Annotated in this window: 21 protein-coding genes and 3 pseudogenes; 6 read left to right on the top strand and 18 right to left on the bottom strand. The window is 72.1% G+C overall.

The window, feature by feature from the left end; all coding sequences use genetic code 11:
• Positions 1 to 348: 348 nt before the first annotated feature.
• The 6 genes from OG799_RS09365 to OG799_RS09340 form a co-directional block, all read right to left on the bottom strand.
• Positions 349 to 1683, bottom strand: coding sequence for a glutamate mutase L (locus tag OG799_RS09365; RefSeq protein ID WP_406044643.1), 1335 nt, complete (start codon positions 1681 to 1683; stop codon positions 349 to 351).
• The gene (locus tag OG799_RS09360; RefSeq protein ID WP_406044642.1) at positions 1680 to 2072 is read right to left on the bottom strand and encodes a hotdog domain-containing protein; all 393 of its coding nucleotides are present in this window, start codon (positions 2070 to 2072) and stop codon (positions 1680 to 1682) included. The genes OG799_RS09365 and OG799_RS09360 overlap by 4 nt, the downstream gene beginning before the upstream one ends.
• Positions 2073 to 2148: 76 nt before the next feature.
• Complete coding sequence (locus OG799_RS09355; RefSeq protein ID WP_406044641.1) at positions 2149 to 2925, bottom strand: OAM dimerization domain-containing protein; 777 nt, start codon at positions 2923 to 2925, stop codon at positions 2149 to 2151.
• A complete protein-coding gene (locus OG799_RS09350) occupies positions 2922 to 4484 on the bottom strand; it encodes a lysine 5,6-aminomutase subunit alpha (RefSeq protein ID WP_406044640.1) in 1563 nt (520 codons plus the stop codon). The genes OG799_RS09355 and OG799_RS09350 overlap by 4 nt, the downstream gene beginning before the upstream one ends.
• Positions 4485 to 4521: 37 nt before the next feature.
• Positions 4522 to 6087, bottom strand: a complete 1566-nt coding sequence (locus tag OG799_RS09345; protein WP_406044639.1) for an amidohydrolase — start codon at positions 6085 to 6087, stop codon at positions 4522 to 4524.
• Between the two features lie 5 nt (positions 6088 to 6092).
• Positions 6093 to 7142, bottom strand: coding sequence for a zinc-binding alcohol dehydrogenase (locus OG799_RS09340; protein ID WP_406046248.1), 1050 nt, complete (start codon positions 7140 to 7142; stop codon positions 6093 to 6095).
• 157 nt (positions 7143 to 7299) lie between these two features.
• On the opposite strand from OG799_RS09340, the gene OG799_RS09335 reads away from it, so the two are divergent.
• Together OG799_RS09335 and OG799_RS09330 are read left to right on the top strand one after the other, a co-directional pair.
• Positions 7300 to 8706 carry a KamA family radical SAM protein gene (locus OG799_RS09335; protein WP_406044638.1) on the top strand — a complete coding sequence of 469 codons (1407 nt, stop codon included), beginning with the start codon at positions 7300 to 7302 and terminating at the stop codon, positions 8704 to 8706.
• A 142-nt stretch (positions 8707 to 8848) separates the two neighbouring features.
• On the top strand, positions 8849 to 9880 hold the full coding sequence (locus tag OG799_RS09330; RefSeq protein WP_406046247.1) for a low temperature requirement protein A: 1032 nt from the start codon (positions 8849 to 8851) through the stop codon (positions 9878 to 9880).
• A gap of 174 nt (positions 9881 to 10054) precedes the next feature.
• On the opposite strand, the gene OG799_RS09325 is transcribed toward OG799_RS09330, so the two are convergent.
• Positions 10055 to 10933 carry a dihydrodipicolinate synthase family protein gene (locus OG799_RS09325; RefSeq protein ID WP_406044637.1) on the bottom strand — a complete coding sequence of 293 codons (879 nt, stop codon included), beginning with the start codon at positions 10931 to 10933 and terminating at the stop codon, positions 10055 to 10057.
• 70 nt (positions 10934 to 11003) lie between these two features.
• Between OG799_RS09325 and OG799_RS09320 the strand changes: the two genes are divergently transcribed.
• The 3 genes from OG799_RS09320 (at position 11004) to OG799_RS09310 (ending at position 13124) form a co-directional block, all read left to right on the top strand.
• The gene (locus OG799_RS09320) at positions 11004 to 11951 is read left to right on the top strand and encodes a LysR family transcriptional regulator (protein WP_406044636.1); all 948 of its coding nucleotides are present in this window, start codon (positions 11004 to 11006) and stop codon (positions 11949 to 11951) included.
• Between the two features lie 163 nt (positions 11952 to 12114).
• Entirely contained in the window at positions 12115 to 12471 is a 357-nt protein-coding gene (locus tag OG799_RS09315; RefSeq protein ID WP_406044635.1) for a hypothetical protein, read from the top strand.
• On the top strand, positions 12471 to 13124 hold the full coding sequence (locus OG799_RS09310) for a nucleotidyl transferase AbiEii/AbiGii toxin family protein (protein WP_406044634.1): 654 nt from the start codon (positions 12471 to 12473) through the stop codon (positions 13122 to 13124). The genes OG799_RS09315 and OG799_RS09310 overlap by 1 nt, the downstream gene beginning before the upstream one ends.
• Positions 13125 to 13211: 87 nt before the next feature.
• Here the strand turns inward: OG799_RS09310 and OG799_RS09305 are convergent.
• The 3 genes and pseudogenes from OG799_RS09305 to OG799_RS09295 form a co-directional block, all read right to left on the bottom strand.
• A pseudogene (locus OG799_RS09305) lies at positions 13212 to 13758 on the bottom strand (Tn3 family transposase); the annotation flags it as partial.
• A 69-nt stretch (positions 13759 to 13827) separates the two neighbouring features.
• Positions 13828 to 14163 (bottom strand): annotated as a pseudogene (locus OG799_RS09300) (YnfA family protein).
• 208 nt (positions 14164 to 14371) lie between these two features.
• Entirely contained in the window at positions 14372 to 14566 is a 195-nt protein-coding gene (locus OG799_RS09295; protein WP_406044633.1) for a CsbD family protein, read from the bottom strand.
• A gap of 171 nt (positions 14567 to 14737) precedes the next feature.
• Between OG799_RS09295 and OG799_RS09290 the strand changes: the two genes are divergently transcribed.
• Entirely contained in the window at positions 14738 to 15349 is a 612-nt protein-coding gene (locus OG799_RS09290; RefSeq protein WP_406044632.1) for a histidine phosphatase family protein, read from the top strand.
• Here OG799_RS09290 and OG799_RS09285 read toward each other — a convergent pair.
• The 8 genes and pseudogenes from OG799_RS09285 to OG799_RS09250 form a co-directional block, all read right to left on the bottom strand.
• Positions 15279 to 15455, bottom strand: a pseudogene (locus OG799_RS09285) (Lrp/AsnC family transcriptional regulator); the annotation flags it as partial. The gene OG799_RS09290 and the pseudogene OG799_RS09285 overlap by 71 nt on opposite strands.
• 120 nt (positions 15456 to 15575) lie before the next feature.
• Entirely contained in the window at positions 15576 to 17285 is a 1710-nt protein-coding gene (locus OG799_RS09280) for a CDP-glycerol glycerophosphotransferase family protein (protein WP_406044631.1), read from the bottom strand.
• Positions 17282 to 17551: a hypothetical protein gene (locus OG799_RS09275; protein WP_406044630.1), complete on the bottom strand. Its 270-nt coding sequence runs from the start codon at positions 17549 to 17551 to the stop codon at positions 17282 to 17284. The genes OG799_RS09280 and OG799_RS09275 overlap by 4 nt, the downstream gene beginning before the upstream one ends.
• Before the next feature lie 297 nt (positions 17552 to 17848).
• Entirely contained in the window at positions 17849 to 18358 is a 510-nt protein-coding gene (locus tag OG799_RS09270; protein WP_406044629.1) for an Lrp/AsnC family transcriptional regulator, read from the bottom strand.
• A 60-nt stretch (positions 18359 to 18418) separates the two neighbouring features.
• Entirely contained in the window at positions 18419 to 18634 is a 216-nt protein-coding gene (locus tag OG799_RS09265) for a DUF433 domain-containing protein (RefSeq protein WP_406044628.1), read from the bottom strand.
• Positions 18635 to 18643: 9 nt separating this feature from the next.
• Positions 18644 to 19789 (bottom strand): acyl-CoA dehydrogenase family protein, encoded by a 1146-nt coding sequence (locus OG799_RS09260; protein ID WP_406044627.1) that lies wholly within the window; start codon positions 19787 to 19789, stop codon positions 18644 to 18646.
• Complete coding sequence (locus OG799_RS09255) at positions 19786 to 20901, bottom strand: M24 family metallopeptidase (RefSeq protein ID WP_406044626.1); 1116 nt, start codon at positions 20899 to 20901, stop codon at positions 19786 to 19788. Before OG799_RS09255 ends, OG799_RS09260 begins: the two co-directional genes overlap by 4 nt.
• Before the next feature lie 37 nt (positions 20902 to 20938).
• The gene (locus OG799_RS09250) at positions 20939 to 21208 is read right to left on the bottom strand and encodes a glutaredoxin domain-containing protein (protein ID WP_406044625.1); all 270 of its coding nucleotides are present in this window, start codon (positions 21206 to 21208) and stop codon (positions 20939 to 20941) included.
• Positions 21209 to 21215: the final 7 nt, after the last annotated feature.

Here is a 21215-nt window from a genome sequence, read left to right as displayed (position 1 = left end):
GAGAGTGAACGACGCCGACCTTCGGACCGACCCGACGCGGACTGGCTGCCCCCGCCTGGCCGTTGTCTACTGGCCGTGCCTTTCACCCTGCCCGTACACCGGTAACCGCGGCCGGTTCGCGCCGCCCCGCCGACCCCCGCCCGCTGGACCTGGCCGCCGCGACGCGGTGCACGAATGTCGCTCGGCCAGCGGGCGAAGGGACGAAGCGAACAACAGCCGCTTCCCGTGGTAGGACTCAAAGACGGTACGTGTTGCACCCCGCCCGCTGTCAACCCACCCGGGCCTGTCGTGTGTTGCGACACGGCGTGTCGCGTCGGCGCGTCTCGATGGGGCCGACATTTGGCGGCGTCAGCGGTCCAGATGGTGGCGCAGCAGCGCCCGCGCCGCCGTCGGTTGGTCGGCGGCGAGGAGCCCACCGGCGGCCAGCACGTAGTCGACGTCGACGACGGGCCGGGCCGCGCGGGGCAGCGGCCACCCGCCGGCGTGGTCGCCGAGCACCGCGCCCAGCACACCGGCGGCGACGTCGGGCACGGCGTGGCGCAGCACCCCGCCGGAGCCGACCAGCAGCCGCACGTCACGCAGGTCCCGGCCGGCCCGTTCCCCGGTCGCCGCGCCGCGGGCGTGCCGGCGCAGCGCCACCGTCGCCGCGAGGGCGGCGATCCGGGCGTCGACGGCCCGGTCGGTGTCGTCGGCGGGCAGGAAACCGGGGTCGGCGGCCCGCACCGCCGCCGCAGCGGCCAGATCGTCCTGCTCGCCCGGGCTGAGCAGACGTTCCTCGGCGGCGGCGCGCACCACGCCGGGGGCGCTCCACCGCATGCCCAGGTCCCCCTCGACGGTCCGGGCCCGCCACAGGGTGCCGGCGACCTCCCGCCCGGGCCCGCCGGCCCGCTCGTCGGGGGTGAGCACCGAGTACACGTCGGTGGTGGCGCCGCCGACGTCGACGACGGCGAGGTCACCGCCAAGGGCGTCGGCCAGCACCTCCACCCCGGTGAGCACCGCGTCGGGGGTGGCGGCCCGCACCAGCCGGGCGAAGCGGGTGCCCCGGGAGAGCCGTTTGCCGCCGATGACGTGGCGCAGGAACACCTCCCGGATCGCCGCCCGCGCCGAGGCGGGGGCGAGCACGCCGATGCGGGGCAGCACGTTGTCGGCGACGGTCACCGGCACCTTCGCGGCGGCGAGCAGGGCGTGCAGGTCGGCGCGGACGTCGACGTTGCCGGCGAGCACCACCGGCACCCGCCAGCGGGCCTTCGCCAGCCGGGTCGCGTTGTGCGTCAACACCTCGGCGTCGCCGCCGTCGGTGCCGCCGACGAGCAGCACCACGTCGGGGCGGGCGGCGCGCAGCGCGGTCAGGTCGGCCGCGCCGAGCCGACCGGCGGCCACGTGCACCACGTTCGCCCCGGCGGACAGGCCGACCCGCCGGCCGGCCTGCGCGGTGACGAGGGGCTCGTAGCCGATGACCGCGAGCCGCAGCCCACCGCCGGCCGACGAGCAGACGTACCAGGGCGCGTCGGTCACGCCGAGGGCGGCGGTGGCCGCGCCGACGGCGGCGTCCAGGCCGTGCAGCACGTCCGTGCCGACGGTGGTGGGCGCCGACGCGGCCGCGACCAGCGCGCCGCCGTCGAGATCGACCACCGCCGCCTTGGTGTACGTGGACCCGACGTCGGCGCAGACGGCGACGTTCACGCCGCCGGGGGTACAACCACCGTGCCGGTCGCGGTGACCGCCACGATCGGTTCCGCCAGCACCTCGGCGGCCGACTCGGACTTGTCCGGGCGACCCCGGCACACCACCCGCGCTTCGAAGTCGATGGTGCGGCTGCGGGTGCCCACCCGGGTCACCGTCGCAACCACCTCGAGGACGTCGCCGGCCTTCATCGGCGCGGTGAACTGCACGTCGGAGTAGGAGGCGAACAGGCCCTCGTCGCCGTCGGTGCGGATGCACACCTCGGTGGCGACGTCCCCGAACAGCCCCAGCGCGTACGCCCCGTCGACCAGGTTGCCCGCGTAGTGGGCGTGGGAGTACGGCACGTACCGGCGGTGGGTGACGGTCAGCCCGACCCGGGAATCGCTCATGCCGATACCTCCCTTCGGTCGGCACCGGCACGAGGCTCATCCGCGCTGTGCCTGATGATTCGCTCGCTACGCTCGCTCATTGCTTCGCCTTCTTGTTCGTGATCAGCGCGTGCACCAGGTAGCTGGCCACCTCGCCCGGGGTGGTGCCCCGGCCGAAGATCCGGTCCACGCCCAGCTCGTCGGTCATCGTCTCGTCGAACCGGGGCCCGCCGACGATCAGCAGCGGCCGCTTCCCGGCCGGCATCGCCTCCCGGAACGCCGCGGACATCTCCCGGGTGTTGTGCAGGTGCGCGTCGCGTTGGGTGACGACCTGCGACACCAGCACCGCGTCGGCCTTCTCCGCGCGGGCGGCCTCCACCAGCTCCGGGACGCTGACCTGCGCGCCCAGGTTGGTGACCTTCAACTCCCGGTAGTACTCCAGGCCCTTCTCGCCGGCGATGCCCTTGACGTTGAGGATCGCGTCGATGCCCACGGTGTGCGCGTCGGTGCCGATGCACGCCCCCACCACGGACAGCTTGCGCCGCAGCTTCTGCTTCACCACCGCGTTGACCTCCTTGGCCGACAGCAGTGGGAAGTCCCGCTCCACCACCTGCACGGCGGCCAGGTCCACCAGGTGGTTCACCCGCCCGTACACGACGAAGAAGGTGAATCCTTCGCTCATCGGCTTGGCGTGCACCAGCATCGCCGGGTCGATGCCCATCTTGTTGGCCAGCTGCACGGCCGCGCCCTCGGCCCGCTTGTCGTGCGGCACCGGCAGGGTGAACGACACCTGCACCATGCCGTCGCCGGTGGTGTCCCCGTACGGCCGGACGATCTTCTTCTCGGCGCCCGCGCCGGTCTCGACGGCGCTCACGCCTGCTGCCCTTCCAGGATCTCGGTGGCCGGGTTGAAGTAGTCGGCCTCGTGCTTCGCGACCCCGTCGAGGCCCTTGCCCCGGTCCGCGGGCCGCTTCATGATCCCGAAGGTGCCCTCGGCGATCGCGGTGAGCAGCGACTGCTCCCCGATGCGCTCCAGCAGGTCCAGCGCCTCACCGAGCACCCGGTTGGCGCGCTGCTGGATGAACCCGCCCGGCGCCGGCACGAAGTCCTCGTGCAGCCCACCGGCCGCGCCGAGCACGTACCGGACGTTCTGCAGGGCGATGTCCCGGTCGGACAGCCACGGCGTGACCACCGCCTCGGTCATCATGCCGACCAGCAGGATGCCCTGCCCGGTCATGGTGCCGACCAGGTTGAAGAACCCGTCGAGCAGGTTGCCGCGGAACACGTCGCCGGTCATGTGCTTCGTCGGCGGCATCCACTTCAGCGGCGCGTCGGGGAACAGCTCCCGGGCCAGCAGCGCGTGCGCCAGCTCGAGGCGGAACGACTCCGGCACGTCCGGGTTGATCTCGAACGCGTGCCCCAGCCCCAGCTGCCAGTCGGCCAGCCCGGCCTCGTGCGCGAAGTACTCGTTGAGCAGCTGCGACACGGTCACCGTGTGCGCCTCGTCAACGGCGTCGGCGGTGGTGAGGTAGTTGTCCTCACCGGTGTTGATGATGATCCCCGCCCGGGCGTGGACCTGCCGGGAGAACCGCTGGTCGACGAACGTACGGATCGGGTTGATGTCGCGGAACAGGATCCCGTACATCGAGTCGTTGAGCATCATGTCCAGCCGCTCCAGGCCGGCCAGGGTCGCCATCTCCGGCATGCACAGGCCCGACGCGTAGTTCGTCAGCCGCACGTACCGGCCCAGCTCCTTCGACGAGGAGTCGAGGGCGGCCCGCATCAGCCGGAAGTTCTCCTGGGTGGCGTAGGTGCCGGCGAAACCCTCCCGGGTCGCCCCCTCCGGCACGTAGTCCAGCAGCGACTGGCCCGTCGACCGGATCACCGCGATGACGTCCGCGCCGGCGCGGGCGGCGGCCTGTGCCTGCGGGATGTCCTCGTAGATGTCCCCGGTGGCCACGATCAGGTAGATCCACGGCCGCTGCCGCGGATCCCCGTACCGCTTCACCAGGCGGTCCCGCTCGGCCCGGCGCCGGTCGATCTGCCGGATCCCCGCGCCGACCGCCCGGCGGGCGGCCTTGCGCGCCGCCTTCGCGGCCTTGCCGGTGGGCTGCTGGAAGCGCACCGACCCGGCGGCGGCCTTCTGCGCCAGCAACGTCACGTCGCTGATGTCCTCCCGGGCCAGGGCGTCGAACACCGACGCCGCCACCCCGTTCCCCAGACCCGTGTCGGCGACCACCGCATCGACCAGCCGGTTCACCCACGGGATGCCGTCCGGGTCGGCGCCGGTCACCCCGGCCAGCCGCAGCACCGCCCGCTCCACCGACACGGTGGTGTGGCTGCGCGCCAGGTCCACCACCGGCTGCCCGGCGCGGCGCGCCAACTCCCGCGCCCGCGCCACCAGCGCCGGATCCAGCTCAAGCTTGCCCGTCACGCCGTCACGCCCCGTGCGGTACCGATGGTTGCCTCGCTCACGAAGACCCTTCCTCATAGATCACGTCACCCCGCAGGACCGTGGCCCGGCATGCCGGCAGCGGCGTCGGGTCCGCCGGACCCCGCAGCTCCGGGTCCTCGGCCAGCAGCACCGGCAGTCCCCGGTCCACCCCGGCCGGGGTGGACCACACCGCGAACGTCGCCGGCGCACCCAGCGCGAGCACACCCTCGTTGTCCAGGTGCACCGCCCGCCACCCACCGCGGGTGTGCGCCGCGAACGCGGCCCGCACGCTCATCCGCTGCGCCGGGTTGTGGTGCGCCGCCGCGGCCCGCACCGAACCCCACGGGTCCAGCGGCGTCACCGGCGAGTCCGACCCGAACGCCAACGCCACCCCGACCGAGTGCATCGCCCCCATCGGGTTCGACTCCAACGACCGGGACAGGCCCAGCCGCGACTCGTACATCCGGCCCGCGCCGCCCCACAGCCGGTCGAACGCCGGCTGCATCGACGCGACGATCCCGTACTCCACGAACCCGGCGATCAGCCGCTTGTTCATGATCTCCGCGTGCTCGATGCGGTGCCGGGCCGCCCGCAGCCGGTCGGTGCCCACCTTCTCCGCCGCCGCCGCGAACCCGTCGAGCACCGTGGCGATCGCCGCGTCGCCGATCGCGTGGAACCCGCCCTGCAGCCCGTGCGCCGCACAGTCCAACAGGTGGTCACGCACCTGGTCGGCGGTGAGGTACCCGTGGCCGCAGTGGTCCCCGTCGAGGTACGCCTGCGACACGTGCGCCGTCCGCGACCCCAACGCCCCGTCGGCGAACAGGTCACCACCGGCACCCACCGCGCCCAACTCCCGGGCCCGCGCCGCGCCCAGCAGCTCACCCCAGTAGCCGTACACCTCCGGCACCCCGTCCCCGGAGATGGCCAGCAGGCCGGTGAAGTCGGCCTCGTCGGAGATCTCCGGGCCGCCGCACTCGTGCACCGCGGCGATCCCCAGCGACGCCGCGTGCCGCAACGCCACCCGCTGCGCCGCCACCCGCTGCGCCCGGGTCACCGACCCCTGCGCCGCCGCCCGCACCACGTGGTGGGCGTCGCGCCGCAACCAGCCCGACGCGTCGTAGCCGGGCGCGGCCGCCGCCTCCGGGCAGGCCGCCAGCAGCGCCGCCGACACCAGCGCCGAGTGGATCGACGCCTGCGACAGGTACATCCGCCGGCCGCCGGCCGCCCGGTCCAGCGCCGCCGCGTCCGGCAGCGTCTTCTCCGACCAGTTCGACTCGTCCCAGCCGTGCCCCAGCACCACCGCGTCACCCGGCAGACCCGCCGCGAACGCCGACACCGCGTCCAGCAGCTCACCGGCCGAGCGCACCGCCGACAGGTCCAGGCCCGACAGGACCAGCCCGGTGTCGGTGGCGTGCACGTGGGCGTCCACGAAACCCGGCGTCACCAGCGCGCCGTCGAGGTCCACCACCCGGTCGGCGGCCGGGGCCTCCGCGTCCACACCCAGCCAGACGATCCGGCCGTCCCGGACCAGCAGCGCCGTCGCGCTCGGCTCGGCCGGACAGTGCAGCACGCCGCCGCGGTACAAGGTCGAGGGGTTCGTCATGGGGTTCAGTCTGCCGCCAACCGGGACTCGAACAGCGCACGCACCCCCGGCTCGGAGCGCAGCAGCTCCAACGCCAACTCCGCGTGACCCGGCACGTACCCGTTGCCCACCAGCATCGTCACGTCCGCGGCCAGGCCCTCGGCGCCCAGCGCCGCCGCCGCGAAGCTCGTCGCCATCGAGAAGAAGATCACCGTGCCGCCGTCCTCGGTCGCCAGGACCGCGCCGTGCTCGCAGCCCGGCACGTCCACGCAGACCACCGTCACGTCGGCCGGGGCGCCCAGCGCCGTGGTCACCGCCGTGGACAGCCCCACCGGGTCGCGGGCGTCGGCCAACGCGACGCTCGTCGCCAGGCCGGCGCGCTCCAGCGCGTCCCGCTCCGCCGCCACCGGCACCACCCCGACGGTACGGCCGGCGCCCGCCCGCCGCGCCGCGGCCAGCGACAGCGACCCGCTCTTGCCGGCGCCGCCGATCACCGCGACGTTCACCGGCCGCGGGTCACCCTCGCGCTGCCGCCGCGCCACGTGCTCGGCCACCACCCGCGCGGTCAGCGCCGGCGCCCCGCACACGTCCAGCACCGCCAGGGACAGCTCCGGGTGCAGGTCCGCCGGCAGCACCGCCGCGATCGACCGGGCGAACAGGATCGCGTACCCGTCGCAGGGCACCTGCTCGCTGCGCCCGTCCCAGCGGGCCAGCCCGTCGAGGATCGTCAGCGGGGTCAGCGTCAGCGACACCAGCGTCGCCACCCGGTCGCCCACGGTCAGCCCCAGCGGGGACCGCCGGCCGGCCTCCTCCACCGTGCCGATCAGCATGCCGCCCGACCCGGTCACCGGGTTCTGCATCTTCCCCCGGGTGGAGATGATCTCCAGCACCTCGGCGCGGACCTTCTCCCCGTCGCCGCCGTGCTTCTCCGACAGCTGCCGAAAGCTCGCCGCGTCCAGGTTCAGCCGCTCCACCCGGATGCGCACCTCGTTCGACGCGATCCGCGGGTCGGCGTCCAGCCGCCAGGCCGCCTGCGGCAGCACCCCCGCCGGTTCCACGACGCGGTGCAGACCCACCGGTGACGTCACGCCGACCCCCCTACCTAAGCCGCCCGAAGCCCTGGCCAGGACTCGCGTCGCGGGAAAACTTACGGCAGACTAATTTCTTCACCGGATATTTTCCAGTAGCCTTCGGGATCGCTGATCAACCCGCACCACGAAACGAGGAGGGGCCGTGACCCAGACCCAACCGGTTGAGACCATCCCTCAACCCCGTCACGCCCCGGTCGCCGTACCGACCGCCGGGCAGCCGTACGAATACCGCCGCAGCCCCCTGGTCGAACCCGACTGGACCCGCTTCCCCGGCTGGCGCCACGTCACCCGGGAGCAGTGGGAGAACGCCCAGTGGCAGCGGGTCAACTGCGTCAAGAACATCAAGCAGCTGCGCACCGTCCTCGGCGACACCGTCGACGAGACCTTCTACGCCGACCTCGAGGCCGACCAGAAGGCCCTGGCCACCATGTCCATGCTGGTGCCGCCGCAGATGATCAACACGATGGTGCCGTTCGCGCCGATGACCACCGAGGCGTTCCTCGCCGACCCCATCCGGCGCTACATGATCCCCGTCGCCTCCGACCGGCGCACCGACTGGCCGTCCCACCCCTACGCCAGCCGCGACAGTCTCCACGAGCACGACATGTGGGTCGCCGAAGGCCTCACCCACCGCTACCCCACCAAGGTCCTCGCCGAGCTGCTCTCCACCTGCCCGCAGTACTGCGGCCACTGCACCCGGATGGACCTCGTCGGCAACTCCACCCCCGCCGTCGACAAGCTCAAGCTCACCCTCAAGCCCGTCGACCGCTACGACGCCCACATCGCCTACCTCAAGGCCCACCCCGGCGTCCGCGACGTCGTCGTCTCCGGCGGCGACGTGGCCAACGTCCCGTGGAAGAACCTTGAGTCCTACCTGATGCGGCTGCTGGAGCTGGAGACCGTCCGCGACATCCGGCTCGCCACCAAGGCCCTCATGGGCCTGCCCCAGCACTGGCTCCAGGCCGACGTCGTCGAGGGCCTCGAACGGGTCGCCCGCACCGCCTCCCGCCGCGGCGTCAACCTGGCCATCCACACCCACGTCAACCACGCCCAGTCGATCACCCCGCTGGTCGCCAAGGCCGCCCAGACCGCCCTCGACGTCGGGGTCCGCGACGTCCGCAACCAGGGCGTGCTCATGCGCGGCGTCAACGCCACCACCCCCGACCTGCTCGACCTCTGCTTCGCCCTCCAAGGCGAAGCGGGGATCCTGCCGTACTACTTCTACATGTGCGACATGATCCCCAACGCCGAGCACTGGCGGGTCCCCGTCTGGCACGCCCAGCAGCTCCAGCACGACATCATGGGCTACCTGCCCGGCTACGCCACCCCGCGCATCGTCTGCGACGTCCCCTTCGTCGGCAAGCGCTGGGTGCACATGCTCACCGAGTACGACCGCGAACGCGGCATCTCCTACTGGACCAAGAACTACCGCACCTCGATCGAGTCCGCCGACCTGGAAGCGCTCAACAAGCGCTACGCCTACTACGACCCGATCGACACCCTGCCCGAGTCCGGCCAGCAGTGGTGGGCCGACCACCGCAACGACTGACCCGACCCGACCGTCGCCCCGGCACCCAGGTGCCGGGGCGACGCGTTTCCCCACCCCGGCACCACCGAGAGCTGCGGGCAATAGCCTCCAGTTCCATGAGCCCGGCCGCCCCCGACACCGCCGACCGGGTCACCCCGTCGAGATCTTCTTCGACGTCGTCTTCGTCTTCACCATCACCCAGCTCGCCGGCGTTCTCGAAGACGACCTCACCTGGGCCGGCTTCGGCCGCACCCTCCTGATCCTCGGCGTGCTCTGGTACGCCTACACCGGCTACGCGTGGCTGACCAACCACGTGCCACCCCGACGCCCCGCCCTGAAGATCTCTCTCTTCGCCGGCATGGCCGGCTTCCTGCTCACCAGCGTCGCCGTACCCACCGCGTTCACCGACACCCGCCTGCTCTTCGCCGTCGGCTACCTCGTCCTGATCATCGTCCACCTGATCACGTTCAGCCGCTCCGACGCACGCGCCGTCGTCCCCCGCCTCGCCCCCTACGACCTCGCCGCGGCGCTGCTCATCCTCGCCGCCGCGTTCGTCGGCGCCCCGCCACCTGCGCTCTGGCTCGCCGCCGCCCTCGTCCAAGCCGCCCTGCCCTACCTCACTCCCCGACACTCCTGGATCCGCGTCGCCGACACCTTCCACGTCTCCGCCCGACACTTCGTCGAACGCCACGGCCTGCTCGTGATCATCGCCCTCGGCGAGACCGTCATCGCCGTCGGCGCCGGCATCGACATCCACCACGTCACCGCCGTCACCGCCGGCGCCATCGTCATGGGACTCGCCCTGCCCGCCGCCATGTGGTGGACCTACTTCACCGACACCCGCAACGCCGACGCCGCCCTCACCACCGCCTCCCCGCGCGCCCGCACCCACCTCGCCGCCCGCACCTACGTGCTGCCGCACTACGTGATCCTGCTCGGCATCATCGCCACCGCCGCCGGCATCCACGCCGCCGTTCCCACCCGGACGAGCCCGCCAGCATCGCCGCCGCGCTCGCGCTCTCCGGCAGCGTCGCCCTGTTCCTCACCGGCGTCGCCAGCGCCCGGCTGGGCCTGCGCCTCGGCCTACCCCTGGCCCGACCAGCCGGCGCCGTCGCCGTGCTCGCCACCCTGCCCCTCGGCATCTGGACCGTCGCCGGTGCGCAGATCGCCGCGGCCATCGGCGTGCTCACCGTGATGCTGGTGGCTGGCGCAGTCCGCGGCGAGCCGCACACGGCGACGGCGTAGCGGTCAGCCGCCCCGCGGCGCGTACATGATGGCGGCGACGCCCAGCAGGCAGATCGCCGCGCCGGTGCGGTAGAGCTTGCTCTACCGCACCGGCGACGGCCTACCAGGTCTCGGTCGGCTGCGCTCAGGCCAGTGTCCGAGTCAGCTCCGTTGCGTACCGGAGGGCCCGTGCGGTGGCCGCTGGGGTGGCGGGCAGCAGCGGCGGGCGGACCGTCGGCGTCGGGATGCGTCCCGAGGCGTGCAGCGCTGCCTTGATCACCGACGGGTTGGGTTCGGCGAAGAGCGCGGCCGAGAGGACGGCGAGCTGGTGGCCGAGCGGTCGGGCCTGGGTGACGTCCCCGGCGCGCCAAGCCGCGATCAGCGCGGCGTAGTCGGCGGTGGCGACGTGCGCGGAGGCGAGGACGCCGCCGTGTGCGCCGAGGGCGAGCAGCGGCGAGATGTACGCGTCCTCGCCACCGAGCACCGCGAAGCCCGGCGGTACGTCGGCGAGGAACGCGATGGTGTCCGCGTCGATGCCGCCGACCGCGTGCTTGATCCCCACCACCCCGGGCAGCCCGGCGAGCCGGCGCAGCGTCCCGACGGAAAGTTGCTGCCCGCTGCGGTACGGGACGTGGTAGACGACCAGCGGCACCGGGGATTCCTCGGCCAGCCGGGCGAAATGCGCGAGCACCGCCTCCTCGCCGGGCCGTAGGAACGGCGGTACCAGGCAGAGCGCCGCCGTGATCTCGGGCCGTTCCGCGAGCGCCCGCAGCGCCTCGATGGTGTGCGCGCCGACCAGGAGCGCGGCCCGGCGCTCCCCGCAGACCGCGGCGATAGCGTCGATCACCCGAGCCTGCTCGGCGCCGTCGAGGGAGTGTGGCTCGGCGGTGGTGCCTAGGGCGACCAGGCCGGAGGCCCCGGCATCCAGCACCTCGTGGGCGAGGGCGGTCAGCGCGTCGAAGGCGACCCTGCCCTGCTCGTCGAACGGCGTGATCAGCGGTACGTACAGGCCCATTGGTGTCATGGGTCAAGCCTGCGTCCGGCGATCGTGAAGAACCAGTTCCGGTTGCTCAACAAATACGTAAGCTGAGCTGATGATTGACGTCCGCCGCCTGCGCCTGCTGCGGGACCTGGCCCGGCTCGGCACCATCGCCGCCGTCGCCGAGGCGCACACCTACACGCCGTCCGCGGTCTCCCAGCAGCTCGCCGCGCTGCAACGGGAGGCCGGCGTCGCGCTCCTGGAACGCGCCGGCCGCCGGGTCACCCTCACCCCGACCGGGGAGGCGCTTGTCCGGCACACCGAGGTGGTTCTCGCCGCCCTGGAGGCGGCCGATGCCACGCTGGCCGCCGCCCGCGGAGAGCTCTCCGGCACAGTTCGCATCGGCGCCTACCCGAGTGCGGTGCGAACCGTGCTGCCGCGGGCCCTGGTCGCGCTGGCCCGCGACCACCCGGCGCTCGACCTGATGGTCACCGAGCTGGACCCGGTCGCCATGCCCGACGCCCTGCGGGACCGCCGCCTCGACGTGGCCCTCTTGCACGACTACGACATTGTGCCGGTCGAGCCGGACCCGGCGCTGGATTCGACACCGCTGCTGGACGAGACGGTGTTCCTGGCCCTGCCCGCCGCAATGGAGCTCGGCCCGGAAGGCGACCCGATGTATTCGGTACGCGACGCGCAGTGGATCGTGGCTAGCCAGGGGACGCTGTGCCACTCGCTGGCCCTGCACGCCTGCGAGCTGGCCGGCTTCCGCCCGACCGTGCGCCACCACGCCGACGACTTCACTGCCATGCTCGCCCTGGTCGCCGCCGGCCAGGGCGTCGGGCTCGTACCCCAACTCGCCGTCGCGCGACCGCCCGCCGGGGTCCGCCTCGTGCGCCTCACCATCCGGCGACGTACCCGGATCGCGTACCGGCAGGGCGCCGGTGGCCACCCGGCGGTGGCGGCATGCGTCGCCGCGCTCCTAGCAGCCGGCCGCGACCACCTTGATGACCAAGCGGCCGGCGCGATGATGGGGTACGCCCAGTTCGAGGATGCCTCCTGAATGTTCTGCGTTGCTCATATGACGTTCGTCCAAACTCTCCAGGGCTTGGACGGCGTGGGGCGCTGGCAGGTAGCCCCGACCGGAGCTGCCACAGGCGCCGTTCGAGGGCCGGCCGGACACCCGACTACCTCGCCGCGGCGCTGATCAGGTTTACCCTGTAGGCATGGACCCGATCCGCTCCGTGCACAGCTCACGAACGCTCTATTACGCCCGGCCCGGCCGGCCGGCGGTCGTGGTCGCAGACCTCGCCCAGTTGCGGGGCCCGACCAGCGGAGTGGTCGAGCTTCCCCACCGGCTGTTCTGGCAGCCGGACCGCCACGTCGATCTCGACGCCCCGGGCCTACTGGCCTGGATGTACGAGACGGTGCTCACCGAAGCCGTTCAGCCCGACGAGCTGCGCGCTTGGCTCCACGGACCTACTCTCATTCGACTGTGGTCACAACTGTATCTGCCCCGCGGCGTACGCCGCGCCTGGGAGGAACGCCACCCCGTGCTGCACGCCCGGGACATCGCCGCCTGATGCTTGACCCCGACCTGTTTCAACTCGAAGTGACCCGCATCGCTCTCGCCGTGGCCCGCCACCACGGCTTTGCCCTCGCCGGCGGCCAAGCCCTCATCGCCCACGGCATCGGCGCCCGCCCCACCGAGGACATCGACCTGTTCACCGATGTCACCGGTGGCGTCACAGCCGCCGCCAAGCTGGTCCGCGACACCCTGGTCGACGCTGGCCTCGACGTCGACACGATCCCCGACCCCACCGAACTCGACGACGTCTTCTACGGCTTCGACCACGATATGACCGAATTCGAGGTCCGCCGCGGCGACCAAGCCGTCCGGCTACAGCTCGTGCGGTTCGCACGCAGCAACAGCCCGGTCATCCTCGACATCGGCCCCGTGCTGCACCTCGACGACGTGATAGGCACCAAAGTGGCCGCGATGATCACCCGCGCCCAACCCCGCGACTACATCGACGTCGCCGCCGTCCTCGACCGCTGTAGCCGGCAGGACCTGATCGCCCTCGGCCGCCGCGCGGACCCTGCCCTGACCGACGACGAGATCCACGAAGCCATGCAACGCCTCGATCGCCTACCCGACACGGTCTTCAGCCTCTATCGCCTCACCCCAGACCAGATCCGCGACCTCCATCACGCGTTCGCAGACTGGCCGCGATGAGCCCTCCATTCGCCGGTGGATCACCAGCGCGGCCGCCTGCGACCACCGATGGTGCGGCGGATGGCCGGGCAGGCCGCTGCGCGGCGGCGTGGGCCAGCAGACGATGGCGTTGGTGGTCAGGGTGAGGCACCGTGCTCGGTCTGCCGCTCCAGGTGCCGGCAGCGGATCGCTTCCTCGCCGGCCCGGCGATGGAGCGGTGTCGGGCGTGCAGGTTCTCGCCGATGTTGAGCTGATGCGCCGCCGGTAGGTCTCGTCGGCCAAGTAGCGGGCGGCGCGCAGCGCCCCGTACTCCTTGATCGCCGAGGTGAGGGCGTTCTGCGGCACGGGTAGCGGGCGAGGGCCTCCTGCCGCGGCCCCGTCCGGTCCGGTAGAGGGTGGTCTTCTCCAGGTCACGGATGCGAGCGAGGGCTGCCGACCAGGTCGAACCGGGCGAAGTTGGCCAGGGTGGCGCCGTGGGTGTCGGTGGCGTTGCCGAGCGTAGGTGGAGCCGCCCTGCCCGCGGGCGAAGTACCGCGACAGGTGCCGCGCGGTCAGGGACTTGCCCTTGGCCGGGATCCGCTGCCCGTCAGACGACGACAGCGCCCCGGTGCCGAGGCAGCCGGTGGTGGTAGTTCACCACCGCCGAGTTGGCTGCTCCGTGCTCACCGCGATGCTGCTCGGTGACGCACTCGGCAGCGAGCCGCGCAGCAGGGCGACGTAGCGGTCAGCCGCCCCGCGGCGCGTACATGATGACGGCGACGCCCAGCAGGCAGATCGCCGCCCCGGCCACGTCCCAGCGGTCCGGGCGGAACCCGTCCACCAGCACACCCCAGCCCAGCGACCCGGCCACGAACACACCCCCGTACGCGGCCAGGATCCGACCGAAGTTCGGGTCCGGCTGGAACGTCGCCACGAAGCCGTACGCCCCCAGCGCCAGCACCCCCGCCGCGACCCACTACAGCCCCCGGTGCTCCCGCCAGCCCTGCCAGACCAGCCACGCTCCCCCGATCTCCGCCAGCGCGGCCAGCACGAACAACAGCAGGGACCGGGCGACCGTCACGCCGTGGACCCTACCGACGGCCGACCGACATCGTCGAACTCCGCCACCCGCAGCGGCCGTTCCACCGTCGGCAGGGTGCACGCCTCGGGCACCCAACCCTCGTCATTCGGGCCCAGGCCTCGACGATAAGCCCGTACCCGGGTACCGGATGCAAGCCGGGAGCGCGACGGCGGGCCCCCGGCTGTCCGGGGGCCCGCCGTCGCGCTGATCACTTGTTGAACGCGTCCTTCACGTCCCGGCCAGCTTGCTTGACGTTCTGGCCGGCCTGGCGGGCCCGCGCCGCGCTCTGCTCGTTGGCGCCCTCCGCCCGCAACCGCTCGTTGTCGGTGACGTCGCCGATCCGCTCCTTGGCGGCGCCGCTCAGCTCCTGGGCCTTGGCCTTCGTCTTCTCCGTGAAGCTCATGGGACTCCCCTCCGCTGGCGCGGTGCTGCGGGCCGTCGCCCGCTCCCCTGTCGCGTCCCCGTGTCCTCGCAGCTGAAACGCGTGCGCTACCGGGTGATGGCCCGCACCACCGCTAAGGCATCCTAGGATACTAGGTGAACGGAGGGACGCCGCGCCTGGTTAACTGGACGAATGGGAGAGATCCTGCTGATCCGGCACGGCGAGACCACCTGGAGCGCCAGCCAACGGCACACCTCGTACACCGACCTGCCGCTCACCCCCGACGGCGAGCGGCAGGCCCGCGCGCTGGGGCCGATGCTCGCCGGCCGGCAGTTCGTCCGGCTGTTGTCCAGCCCTCGGCAGCGGGCCCTGCGCACCGCGCAGCTCGCCGGCCTCGACGTCAGCGCCATCGACCCGGAGCTCGCCGAATGGAACTACGGCGAGTACGAGGGACGCACCACCGTGGACATCCAGGAAGACCACCGGCACTGGAGCATCTGGACCGACGGCTGCCCCGGCGGCGAGTCACCGGCGCAGGTCGGCGAACGCCTCGACCGGGTGCTCGCCCGGGTCACTCCCCTGCTCGACCGGGGCAACGTCGGCCTGGTCGGCCACGGGCACAGTCTGCGGGTGCTCGGCGCCCGCTGGCTCGGGCTGCCGCCGGCGGCCGGTGGGCTGCTGCGGCTGGACACCGCCACCGTCAGCGTGCTCGGTCACGAGCACGGGCGGCAGGTCATCCAGCGGTGGAACCTGCCGGCTCCGCCCCCGCCGGGGAGCGAGCCCGCCCCGGGAGCTCGGCACTGATCTTCGGCGGCCGGTTCTCGTACGGCGTGGAGAGCACCACGGTGGTGCGGGTGGTGACGTTCGCGGAGGTCCGGATCTCCTGCAACAACCGCTCCAGGTCGGCCGGGGCCATCCGGCCTGAGGGTCAAGGGAGCATCGTCACGCGGCCGCGTCAGAAACGATTGGCTCCGGTTCAGCATTGAGGCTGAACCGGAGCCAATAGTGGGCGGCGATGCCGCTCGCAGCATCAGAGGTAGCGCGAGGCCTCGTCGAGGAAGTGCTGCGCGTACCGGTCCGCCGGAATGTCCCCAAGGTAGTACTTCTTGAGGTCGTGGCGGGTAGTGGCGAGGGGGTCGCTGCCGAGGAGGTCGTCGAGGGTGGCGTCGAGTCCCTGCAGCCGGCCGCCGTACGCGTCGATCACGTAGCCCGCCCGCGCGAGCGGGAACGCCTCCGGGAACTGGGCCGCCGGCACCGAGACGGCAACCATCGCGAACGGCTTCTCCGAGTACAGGTAGTCCGCCACCACGCTCGACACATCCGACACCATCGCGTCCGACGCGTTGAAGCAGTCCGCGACCGTCATCGCCACCTCAGCCTCGGCTCCGAAGATGTGTGGCCGTCCGTTCGCCCGGTGGTCGTCAGCCAGCAACGTCCGGATGCGCTCACACTCGCGGGTCAACTCCGCGGACCGCTGGCTGTACGGATGCGGTCGGAAGACGACGCTGCACCCGCGAGCGACGAGCGCCTTGATGATGTCGCAGCCAACGAGCAGCGATGAATAGTTGGAGTCGGCATAGAAGCCGGCCCAGGTCGGGGCGTATAGGACTCGAGGGTTGGCAATCGAGGCGATTGGTCCGGTGGCGATGGCGACGTTCTCCACCTGAGGGCGCCCGACGATGGTGAACATCTCTGCGGGCATGCTCACGCCGTTCGCCGCGAACCGGTCGATCGCGGCCTGGCCGGCGACAAAGTTCTTGTCGTAGACCCGGAAGACCGGGTTGTGACTCGGCACCTTGTCGCTGTCGCCGTGGTTGAGCTGGATGTGCGCCAGGTTTGTATACCGGACAACGTGGTTGTTCATCGTCGCGGTATTGACGTAGAAGGCTGCCCGTAGCGACGGGGCGATGACATCGTCAAGCTGGTTCAGCCCCAACCGCATAACCACCGGGGCCTTGGTGAGACCCACCACCTCGTTGAAGTTGGTTTGGCTGCGAACCAGAACGAAGAACTTCTTGCCGAGGCGTTCCAGGTAGGGCAACCACATCGCGATCTGGTAGGCGGTGCCGGCGGGTGCGTTCCAATGCACGAGAAAGACCGGCTCGTAGGCGGTCAGCGCGGCATACAGTTTCGCCTCACTGCTGCGCCGCGCCCGCACCTGCGTCAGCGCCTGCAACCCGGTGAACAGGGCCAACCCGAGCGCCGCGGTCGCTACCGCCAGCGCGATCACCCCAACGATGTTGGTGAACGCGCAGACCAGCGCCACGAGAACCGCAGCGCCGTTGACCAGCGCGACGCGGCTCGTGTTGGGGCTACGATCAGGCCGTGAGCCGCTTCCGGGCAGGTTGGCCGAGACGGGGTAAACAGCCTCGGACACGGCCGCCAACAGCGACTCGCTGAGAACCGCCAGGGCTGCGACGGCGACACCAACGGCCAAGGCGGGATCAAGACTGCCGTGTACCGCGCCGAGCAGGTACGCGCAGGCGAGCAGGAGGATGCGCGCCACAACGGACGTTCCGGCGGACACCGAACCGCCACGCCACATCCAGGCCAGCAGACTGAGCGCGAGAACGGCCGGGGGAAGCGCCCAGAGGCGGGTGTTTCCCACCGCCGCCAGCAGCAGGGCGGCAAGGGCCATCACCTCGACCGCCGAGGCGGGCAGTCGCCCCCCCACGGCCGACGTCCGCGTCTCCGCGAGCCATCCGCTGAACCGGGACCGACCCGGCTTCGAAGCCGTCATCGCCCAACCCCCGCCGACGACGGGCTGATCCGCAGCAGCCGCCTCACGCGGCCCCGGCAGTTCGCCAGGAAGTTCTGCTGCAACGTCAACTCCTTCTGCAACTGGCGCAGGCGCGACATCACCTGCCGTCGCCCGATGACATCCGATGCCATGAGCGTGTGGACCGGACCGGGGAACTGGGCGGCAGCGAGCGCCGCGTCGTAGGCACGAGTCATGAGCGGTCTCCGGACGCCACTTGGCTGAACCGCGATCGCATCGATCGGCACATATCATCCTCCCGTTGACGACACGCAAAGCGACTCGAGTGCCGAGGCACCACGGACAACACCGGCCGTAGGCCCGGCGTCCGCTCATGGTCCGGATCGCACTTCCGCACAACCAGGGTTGGATCCTAGCTTCGTTCCCTGGCAGTCAGCCGCACCGGGGTAGCCCGTTCTCGATCTTCCTCGACCCGTTTGGCACGATCTTGTCCGCCTGCCACCAGCGCTCACCAATGACCGCATCCGATCTTGCCGGCCGTCCCCGGGCCGGCGGCGAAGGTGATCATCGCTCGCTGAGCGGGGTCAACCCGCCTGCGAACCCGCTGACTCAGCCGAGATGCCACGGAGCCGGTGCTGATTCACGGGACCCGGGCTGACCTTCGGCGGGCGATGCTCGTACGGAGTGGAGAGCACGACGGTCGTCCGGGTGGTGACGTTCGCGGAGGTTCGGATCTCCTGCAGCACCCGCTCCAGGTCCGTCGGGCTGGCCACCCGCACCAGCAGCAGGTAGAAGTCCTCCCCCGCCACCGAGTAGCAGGAGTCGATCTCCGGCAGGTGGGCCAGCCGCTCCGGCGCGTCGTCCGGCTGGGACGGGTCGAACGGCCGGATCGCCACGAACGCGGTCAGCGGCAGGTCCAGCGCCTCGAAGGAGACGCGGGCGGCGTACCCCTTGATGACGCCGCGCTGCTCCAGCCGGCGGACCCGCTGGTGCACGGCGGATACCGACAGCCCCACCTTCTCGGCGAGGTCCGTGTACGACAGCCGACCGTCCCCGGTCAGCGCGGCGACGATGGCGCGGTCGATCTCCTCCACGCGGTGCAACCTACCTGGAAAAGCGCTCCCGTGGCGCATCCGGCCCGCCGGGCGGGACGCTCAGCGGGCCGTGCGGTCGCGCACCGCGTCCGCCGCGTAGTTCAGCACCTCCGCCATGTCCTCCTCGTCGAGGAAGGGCAGGTCGGTGAGGATGTCCGTGACGGACATCCCCTCGGCCATCATCGCCAGCAGCGTGGCGACCGGGATCCGCGACTGCCGGACGCAGGGCACACCCCCCATGACGTCGGGGTCGACGGTGATCCGCGGGAAGGCCATCGGCACAGGCTAGTGGCCCTTGGCCAGCGCGCGAGAGATGACCAGGCGCTGGATCTGGTTGGTGCCCTCGACGATCTGCAGCACCTTCGCCTCGCGCATGTACCGCTCGACCGGGTGGTCGGTGACGTAGCCGGCGCCGCCGAGCACCTGCACCGCGTCGGTGGTCACCCGCATCGCCATGTCGGTGGCGAAGAGCTTCGCCTTCGCCGCCTCAATGGAGTACGGCCGACCGGCGTCGCGCAGCCGGGCGGCCGCCAGGGTCAGCGCCCGGGCGGCGGAGATCTGGGTGGCCGCGTCGGCAAGACTGAACCCGAGCCCCTGGAAGTCGATGATCGCGCGGCCGAACTGCTGCCGCTCCTTGGCGTACCCGACCGCGTAGTCGAGGGCGGCCTGGGCCAGCCCGACCGCGCAGGCGGCGATGCCGAGACGGCCGGAGTCCAGGGCGGACATGGCGATGGTGAAGCCCGTCCCCTCGCCGCCGATCAGCCGGTCGACGGGCACCCGGGCGTCGTCGAAGGCGATCTGCGCGACCGGCGAGGAGTGCAGCCCCATGGTCCGCTCGGCGGCCTGCGGGTGAATGCCGGGCGTGGCCCGGTCCGCCAGCAGACAGGAGATGCCCTTCGGGCCGGGGCCGCCGGTGCGGCAGAAGATGTTGTAGAAGTCGGCGACCCGGGCGTGGGTGATCCACGCCTTGGTGCCGGAGACGACGTACGCGTCGCCGTCGCGGACCGCCTTCGTGGTCAGCGCCGCCGCGTCGGAGCCGCCCTGCGGCTCGGAGAGGCAGTACGCCCCCAGCAGTTCCCCGCCGATCATGTCGGGCAGCAGCTTGCGCTGCTCGTCGGTGCCGAACTGAGCCACCGGGTAGCAGGACAGGGTGTGCACGCTGACCGCCTCGGCCACCGCGAGCCAGCGGCTGGCCAGGATCTCCAGCACCTGCAGGTAGACCTCGTACGGCTGGGCGGCGCCGCCGTGCTCCTCCGGGTAGGGCAGGCCGAGCAGGCCGGCCCGGCCCAGGGTGCGCAGCACCTCGCGGGGGAACTCGGCGCGCTCCTCGAAGCCGGCGGCCTTCGGTGCGAGCTCCCGGTCGGCGAGCTCGGTGGCGAGGTCCAGCAGGTCGTGGGCCTCGTCGGTGGGGAGGATCCGGTCGACAGTCATAGCGCGATGAGCTCCGTGGGGGTGGTGTTGAGCCGTTGCACGCCGTCCGTTGTGCAGACGACGATGTCCTCGATCCGGGCGCCGTGCCGCCCGGCCAGGTAGATGCCGGGTTCGATGGAGAACGCCATGCCGGCCTCCAGCGGCCGGGGGTTGCCGGCGACGACGTACGGCTCCTCGTGGCCGTCCAGGCCGATGCCGTGACCGGTGCGGTGCAGGAAGGCGTCGCCGTGGCCGGCGGCGGTGATCCGGTCGCGGGCCACCGCGTCGACCGCCTCCGCGGTCAGGCCCGGGCGGACGGCCTCGACGGCCGCGCGCTGCGCCTCGTGCAGCACCGTGTAGTAGTCGGTGAACTCCGCCGGGGCGGGGCCGCCGGCGACGTAGGTGCGGGTGCAGTCGGAGCGGTAGCCCGACGGCATGGTGCCGCCGATGTCCACCACCACGGGCTCGCCGGCGCCGATCGGCCGGTCGGAGGTGCCGTGGTGCGGGCTGGCGCCGTTCGGCCCGGCGGCGACGATGACGAAGTCGACGGTGACGTGGCCGGCGGCCCGGATCGCGGCGGCGATGTCGGTGGCCACCTCGGCCTCGGTCCGGCCGGGGCGCAGCCACTCCCCCATCCGGGTGTGCACCGCGTCGATCGCCGCGCCGGCCTCGGCCAGGGCGGCCACCTCGGCGGGCGACTTGCGGATCCGCAGCTCGCGCAGCACCTCACCGGCGAGCCGCTGGGCGGCGTCGGGCAACGCGGCGCGCAGCGCGAGGACCTGCTCGGCCCACATCCGGTCGGCCAGTCCGACGGCCGCCGCCGGGCCGGGCAGCGCCGCGCGGACCAGCGGGTACGGGTCGGTGCCGTCGGCGTGGTCGACGATGCGCAGCCCGATGGCCGGTGCGGGGGACGCCTCGGCGGCCGGGCGTTCCAGCACCGGCACGATCAGCGTCGGCTCGCCCTCGGCGGGCAGCACCAGGCAGGTCAGCCGCTCCCCCGCGTGGGCGTCGTACCCGGTCAGGTAGCGCAGGTCCGAGCCGGGGGTGAGCAGCAGCGCGTCCAGGCCGGAGGCGGCGGTGGCGCGTTGCGCGGCGGCCAGCCGCTCGGCCGGGTACAGCTCGTCGGTTCCCACCCGCCCAGCTTAACGGTCGTTTGGGCGCGGGCCTATCTCAGGCCAACAGATGCGGGGCGTGCTCCCGGACCGCCGCCCGCAGCCGGCGCAGCGACGGGTTGACCAGCGGATGCCCGGCGACCGTCACCGTCGGGACCGTCTCGTTGCCGTCGGCGACCGACCGGACGAACGCGGCGGCGTCCGGATCCCGCCAGATGTTGACCGCCCGGTACGGCAGCCGGGCGAACAGCAGCTTCACCCAGAGCTTCAGGCAGTACGTGCACATCGGCCGCCAGTACAGCACGACACCGCCCCGGTCCTGCTCCATCGGGAGC

The organism is Micromonospora sp. NBC_00898, assembly GCF_045207895.1.
In the GTDB taxonomy this organism is placed as follows: domain Bacteria; phylum Actinomycetota; class Actinomycetes; order Mycobacteriales; family Micromonosporaceae; genus Micromonospora.
This window is presented reverse-complemented; position numbering and strand designations above follow the sequence as displayed.